Genomic DNA, 7,859 nt, shown 5'->3' on the forward strand with positions numbered 1-7,859 from the left:
TCAAATCTAAAAATTACCCTATTAAAAATTACAGCTCTTTTGATGAAGCGAACGAACTAATTGGTTAGATTTTAGTTAGATACTACTCCCGTCTCAGGAGAAACCGTTTTGTTTAATTCAGCATCTCGCTCATAAACATCCTGAAAGAAACCAATTTCTCCATTTTCATTGACCAGCGAAGTAAAATAAGTAATATAAATAGGTACTTTTTTAGTTAGTTTAAAACTGTTTTCTGTTTTACCCGCCATAGCTTTATCTATTTTATCGGGAGTCCATTCAGGATAATCTTTAAGCATGGCAGTAGCTAATTCTTTTGCCATTTTTACGTTTATACAACCATGGCTGAACGTTCTTTTTTCAAAATCGAATAAAGTTTTAGACGGAGTATCATGCATATAGATGTCATCAGGGTTCGGAAACATAAATTTTACTAATCCTAATGAGTTTTCAGGACCCGGTTTTTGTCTCACCTGACCATTTACGATTTCCATATTCTTTTTGGCCAGATAATTTTTATCCTCAGCGATTTTACTTTTCAACTCATTGTTTACAATACTTTGTGGAACGGTCCAGTAAGGGCTAAAAACGATTCTCTCAATTTCGCCATTAAAAATGGTTGTTTTAGTTAATGGTGCCCCAACAAAGACACTCGAAGACAGTTGCACCTTCCCATTTTTCACATAAATCAATTCATACGAAGGAACGTTGACTAAAACATACTCATCGCAACCGGCCATTTGATCCGAAATAGTACGACATCTCTCCATGTTAAGTTTTAGGGTCTCCATTTTATCGGCAAGAGGAACATTCATTTCTTTAATATGTTCTTCTGCTAAAATATAGTTAGGCTTGAAACCGTTACGAACTTTATATTTCATTACAGCATCCATTAATTCACGGTCGTAAACGTTACTTTTGGAATCCTTTTTTAAATCTCCCAATAAGTATAAACGGGTTCTCACTTGGGTGATAGTATTTGAAACAGCATCCGGACGTAAATCTTTATAAGGTGTTTCTTCCGGAACAATAGGTTTCCATTTATTAGAACGGTCTAGTTTTTTATATTTTTTCAGAACGTCCTGTAATTTATAATATTGATCATAGGTTACTTTAACATTTTCAGTGGTCGAAGTAGTGGCTTCTTCGATTGTACTGTAATTTAAAAAATCTGTCAGCATAGCATCATACGACATTTTTTTCCTGGCATCAGCATTACTTTTTTTGGCGTAAGCAATATATAGAGAACTCAAAAGCATATCTGCATCTGTTTTAGACAGCTTTGTTGCTGAACAAGAAAAAAGAGCATCGATTTCTTTTTGATAAGGAACAACCAAATCATTCGTTTTTTTAGCTTTTTGATATAATGCAGAACCAAACTCATTGATGGCATCTTCATCAAACCAAATAGTTCCCGGAGTTCTGTTTTTGTATAATGACATGACGTCAGACTTATATCTTTTCAAATCAGAATATCTTTTAAAGAAGTCATTTGAAATTTCGTTTACATTATCAGAACCTGAATTCTTGTAAACGGGCGCGACAGTTGAAGTTTTTTTATACGAAACGTTCTTATGATCAGTTTTGGCAAAAGAAGACACAAAAAAACTTAGAACTATAATTAGGCTGAGTGGATATAATGTTTTCATTTTTTAAATTTTTACGGTGTTACTTTTGTAGGTAGTTTTAGGTAAAAATTTGGGGTTTTTCTATACTACTAAATTACTTTATAGTGTTGATTTATAGGTTCTTGTATTTTGTTTAAATATTTCAAGATTTCCATGTTGTTAACATTTTTATAAGACTTATATAGGATAAATCAGCTTAGTATTCAAATTGTTACCCCTCTAAAAGAAAAAAGATTCTTTTTTTTGTTAACAAAAAGATATTAGCATGATCAAATGTTGTAATATTTTGTAAATTGCTCCCTTAAAATTATCATATTCATAAAATGGAACAACAAATACCATATATTCCTAAAAATAAAGTAAGAATTGTAACCGCAGCCTCTCTTTTTGACGGACATGATGCAGCGATAAACATTATGCGTCGTATTATTCAGTCAACCGGAGTTGAGGTAATTCACCTTGGGCACGACCGTAGTGTTGAGGAAGTGGTAAATACTGCTATTCAGGAAGACGCGAATGCGATTGCGATGACATCGTATCAGGGAGGACATAATGAATATTTTAAATACATGTATGACTTGCTCAAAGAAAAAGGAGCAGGACACATTAAAATTTTTGGAGGCGGAGGCGGAGTAATCCTTCCAAGTGAAATTTCAGAATTACATGAATATGGTATTACAAGAATTTATTCTCCGGATGATGGTCGTTCTTTAGGTTTACAGGGAATGATCAATGATCTGGTTCAACGTGCCGATTATCCTATTGGAGATCAGTTAAACGGAGAAATCGATCATATCGAAAATAAAATTCCAACTGCAATTGCACGTTTGATTTCAGCAGCAGAAAACTTTCCTGAAATCGCGAAACCTGTTTTTGATCAGATTCACGAAAGCAATACCGATTCTAAAATTCCGGTTCTTGGAATCACCGGAACGGGTGGAGCCGGAAAATCATCTTTAGTGGATGAACTGGTTCGTCGCTTTTTAATTGATTTCCCTGAGAAAACGATCGGATTAATTTCTGTCGATCCGTCAAAAAGAAAAACAGGAGGAGCATTACTGGGTGACAGAATCCGTATGAATGCCATCAACAATCCTCGTGTGTATATGCGCTCGCTGGCGACACGTCAGTCGAATTTGGCCTTATCCAAATATGTTGCCGAAGCCATTCAGGTTTTAAAAGCTGCAAAATACGATTTGATTATTCTTGAAACTTCAGGAATTGGACAATCCGACACGGAGATTATGGATCATTCGGATGTATCCTTATATGTAATGACACCGGAGTTTGGAGCAGCAACACAATTAGAGAAAATCGACATGCTTGATTTTGCCGATTTGGTCGCTTTGAACAAGTTTGACAAAAGAGGGGCTCTTGATGCTATTCGTGACGTTAAAAAACAATACCAGCGCAATCATAATTTATGGGATAAAAATCCGGATGAAATGCCGGTTTTCGGAACCATCGCTTCTCAGTTTAACGATCCGGGCATGAACACGCTTTATAAAGCGATCATGGACAAGATTGTAGAGAAAACACAATCGGAGCTGAAATCTACTTTTCAGATTACGAAGGAAATGAGTGAGAAAATCTTCGTGATTCCACCACACAGAACCCGTTATTTATCTGAAATTGCAGAGAACAACAGATCTTATGATGAAATCGCAGCTGCGCAGCAAAAAGTAGCGCAGAAATTATACGGAATTTTTAAAACCATAGAATCGGTTTCAGGGAAAGTTCCGCAAATTAATAAAGCCGGAATTGATGACACTAGTGTCTTCCTGAGCGGAGTCGAAGGAGTGAAAGCAGCCGAAACGCACGACGAAAACAGAATCTTTTTAAACCTGTTACTCAATCAGTTTGATAAAGTAAAAATGGATCTTGATCCGTACAATTGGGAAATTATCCTGAATTGGGACGAAAAAGTAGCCAAATATAAAAATCCGGTGTACAGCTTTAAAGTACGTGATAAAGAAATTAAAATCGCGACCCATTCAGAAAGCTTGTCGCATTTACAAATCCCAAAAATTGCTTTGCCAAAGTACGAAGCCTGGGGAGATGTATTACGTTGGAATTTACAAGAAAACGTTCCGGGAGAATTTCCGTTTGCGTCAGGACTGTACCCGTTCAAACGTGAAGGCGAAGATCCGTCAAGAATGTTTGCAGGCGAGGGTGGTCCGGAAAGAACCAACAAACGTTTTCACTACGTAAGTGCGGGATTACCGGCAAAACGACTGTCAACCGCTTTTGATAGTGTGACTTTATACGGAAACGATCCGGATGTTCGTCCTGATATTTACGGAAAAATCGGTAATGCCGGAGTTTCGATTTGTTGTTTGGATGATGCCAAAAAACTGTACTCAGGTTTTGATTTGGTTCACGCCCTGACTTCAGTGAGTATGACCATCAACGGACCGGCACCGATGCTGTTAGGTTTCTTTATGAATGCGGCAATCGATCAGCAATGTGAGATTTACATCAAAGCCAACGAATTAGAAAAAGAAGTTGAAGCTAAAATCAACAAAATATACAAGGAAAAAGGAACAGAGCGTCCGAAATACCAGGGCGATTTACCAGAAGGAAACAACGGTTTGGGGTTAATGCTTTTGGGGGTTACCGGAGATCAGGTTTTACCTTTGGAAGTGTATAACGATATCAAAGTAAAAACCTTATCACAGGTTCGTGGAACCGTTCAGGCCGATATTTTGAAAGAAGATCAGGCACAAAACACTTGTATTTTCTCTACTGAATTTGCTTTGCGATTAATGGGGGACGTTCAGGAATACTTTATTACTCAAAACGTTCGTAATTTTTACTCTGTTTCGATTTCGGGATACCATATTGCCGAGGCAGGAGCGAACCCAATTACACAGTTGGCTTTCACTCTTTCGAATGGTTTCACTTACGTGGAATATTACTTAAGCCGTGGCATGAACATTAACGATTTTGGACCAAACTTATCTTTCTTCTTCTCAAACGGAGTAGATCCTGAATATTCAGTAATTGGACGTGTGGCACGTAAAATTTGGGCAAAAGCCATGAAAAACAAATACGGAGCCAACGAAAGAGCGCAAATGCTAAAATATCATATTCAAACTTCCGGACGTTCATTACACGCTCAGGAAATTGATTTCAACGATATTAGAACGACATTACAGGCTTTGTATGCGATTTACGACAACTGTAATTCATTGCATACCAACGCATATGATGAAGCGATTACCACACCAACAGAAGAATCAGTGCGTAGAGCGATGGCAATTCAGTTGATTATCAATAAAGAATTAGGACTGGCGAAAAATGAAAACCCAATCCAGGGATCGTTCATCATCGAAGAATTAACCGATTTGGTAGAAGCTGCCGTTTTACAGGAATTCGACCGCATCACAGAGCGTGGTGGAGTTTTGGGAGCTATGGAAACCATGTACCAAAGATCTAAAATCCAAGAAGAAAGTTTGTATTACGAAACCTTAAAACACAACGGAGATTTCCCAATTGTGGGGGTAAACACCTTCCTGAGTTCAAAAGGATCTCCAACGGTAATTCCGGCAGAAGTAATTCGCGCTACCGAAGAAGAAAAACAATATCAAATTACGATGCTCGATAACTTACACCAGTTCCACGAAGCAAAAGTAAACGAGCACCTGCGCCAACTACAGGAAGCCGCCATTAAAAACGAAAATTTATTCGCCCATTTAATGGAAGCGACTAAGGTTTGTTCTTTAGGTCAGATTACTTCGGCCTTGTTTGAAGTAGGCGGGCAGTATAGAAGGAATATGTAGTTTTTACTGTTTTATAGATTTATGGAAAACCTCTCAGATAATGGGAGGTTTTTTTGTGGAATATTATACGACAAAAGCTAATTGATTTTCAGTTGTCAAGGATTACTTGACAACTGAAATAGAAATTAAAAAGGAAAGGTCATTTATATTAAACTCGAAAATAAAACTGAAAATTAGATACAACTAATACAAATAAGTTTAATAAAATAAAACCGGGACGGATTTTCACAGTTTAAACATAAAAGTTGTAAAAAATTTGTTTTCTACGTTTTCAAAAAGTTCTTATACAAACGCTCCGCAAATGTCTCCGACTTTGCGGAATATTTTCAAAGCATGAATAATGATTAAAGAAAAGTCATATAATAAGATTTAAAATTGTAACAATTGTTTAGCAATGTACCGCAAAGTCAGCGACATTTGCGGAGCGCAGCGTTACGGATGAACACTTCGTAGAGCTGGGGAAGTTTTTCATACCATTATAAAATACTAAAAATTAAAAATTATTTTAAATCTACTATATTTGAATATATAAACAGGAAAAATCTTCCGAATATTGTTTAATTTATTGTCAGTCAATTTTTTTGTTTTTAAAAGTAAATCAAATATTTGATTTTTTTAATTTCTAAATGTTTTACAAATAATTTATTTAAAATGGTGAAAGTAGTACAAAGATTGCAGTTTGAAAATGTTTTTCCTGATGAAGAACCTAAAGGAGTATTAGATTATTTAAAAAATGTATCGAGAGAATCTTTATTAATGTCAATTGGATTTTGTAGTAAGAATCCAAGTACAAATTTTGATAATTTTTTTTCTAGCCTACATTTACATAATGAAGTTAATCAGAGAGTTACTGACTACTTAAAGGCAAATAATATCATTCAAAAGCCTATAGTAATTTCTAAATATGCGGGTCTAAAATTAGCTGAGTACATTCTATCTAATAAAGAAATTTTGAATAATAAACAGATTTCAGCTGACAAAGATGAAATGAATCTTTTCAAAGCATTTCTTGTTATTAATAGCCAGCTTAATGGTCATCAAAAATTAAATAATTTACATGAGAATAATTTTGAAAAGCTAGTCGATTTTAGTTTAATTCTTAAATTTCCTGAATCTGATTTAGCGTTATTCGAAGAAGATGGAATCGAATTTTTAAAGTTAGTTTTTTGTACAATTCATAAGGTTGAGGAATTATTTATTTTTTTGAATTCTAATTTAGATTTTGTAGAATTAAAAAATGAGTTTTTGGGTAGTTTTAATGTAAATTCAGAAGAAGAATTTATATTTCAAATGAAGAATTTATTTGGTCAATTACTAATGTCTAAAATTTCGGAAGGATATGCTTTTGAAGTCCATGATAAGGCATCATTAGATTTTCTGCTTTCAATGACATCAGAGGATATTGCTTTAGATGAAGATTTTACACATTTAAAAAATAATCCTATTTATTTTTTAGGAGAGAATAGATTTTCGATTGTAAATTATTTTTTTGTGGTTGATAAATTTTATAAAAGTGCAAAATTTAAACTTAAAGAAATTTATGAGGGCAAGGATATTATAAAGAAAAAGTATGGAAACTTTTTTGGTTTTTTCAATAAAGAATTTTCTGAAAATTTCTTGATGAAAAATATTTTAGATGATATTTTTTGTAATGAGGAATTTTACAAAAAGAGAGAAGCTCAATGCGAAATAGATGGTGAGCCAGATTATTACATTCGTCACAATAATACAGTATTTCTTTTTGAAAATAAAGATGTGTTAATTTCAAAAACTGTAAAATCATCAGCTAATATCGATGAAATTAATTCGATATTATATGAAAAATTTGTTTATGACGGTAAAAAAGCTATCGGTATTGGACAGCTAGTAAATTCTATTGAAGACATTGTTAATAGAAATTTTCAACTAGATGAATATGTAAATTCAGATAATGTTTTAAGTATTTTTCCTGTTTTAATAATTCAAGATAGAATTTTTCAATCTCCAGGAATAAACTATAGATTGAATAATTGGTATTTGGAAATTGTAAAAGAAAGATTAAAGGATAAGTATGATCCAAATATTATTAAAGGTTTAACTGTAATTGATATTGATACCTTAATTTTTTGGGCACCATATTTGAAAGAAATAAATAATCGATTTGAAGAAATTATTAACGATCATTTACTTCGTATGCAAAATCATAAAGAGATAAATACAACTGATTTGGAGGAGGCAAAAAATCAGGCAAATAATATTTTACATGAAAAAATCAGCGCTATTTCAAATCGAAATATTCCTTTCCAAATTTCAGTAGATTCATTAGTTCAGAAATTTAAAGAAATTATTGTTAATTAAAAGCTCCCTCGCGAGCATCTCGCTCGTGAACGCAAGCAATGCACGAGCATAACTCTCAGCATAGTAAAACAATAAAAATCCAATTGTCAAATATAGCCCGTGGTTTCAACCACGG

At 34.0% G+C, this 7,859-nt stretch carries 3 protein-coding genes; 2 read left to right on the forward strand and 1 reads right to left on the reverse strand.

Translation table 11 applies throughout. The features are described 5' to 3' along the window. Positions 1-71: 71 nt before the first annotated feature. Positions 72-1,646, reverse strand: a complete 1,575-nt coding sequence (locus B0A80_RS15835; RefSeq protein WP_089077890.1) for a L,D-transpeptidase family protein — start codon at positions 1,644-1,646, stop codon at positions 72-74. A 302-nt stretch (positions 1,647-1,948) separates the two neighbouring features. Here B0A80_RS15835 and B0A80_RS15840 point away from each other — a divergent pair, with 302 nt between their 5' ends. Both B0A80_RS15840 and B0A80_RS15845 read left to right on the forward strand, forming a co-directional pair. Next, complete coding sequence (locus B0A80_RS15840) at positions 1,949-5,407, forward strand: methylmalonyl-CoA mutase family protein (protein ID WP_089077891.1); 3,459 nt, start codon at positions 1,949-1,951, stop codon at positions 5,405-5,407. Between the two features lie 651 nt (positions 5,408-6,058). After that, a complete protein-coding gene (locus B0A80_RS15845; protein ID WP_089077892.1) occupies positions 6,059-7,744 on the forward strand; it encodes a hypothetical protein in 1,686 nt (561 codons plus the stop codon). Positions 7,745-7,859 lie beyond the last annotated feature (115 nt).

It is taken from the genome of Flavobacterium tructae, from assembly GCF_002217475.1.
GTDB classification, from domain to species: Bacteria; Bacteroidota; Bacteroidia; order Flavobacteriales; family Flavobacteriaceae; genus Flavobacterium; species Flavobacterium tructae.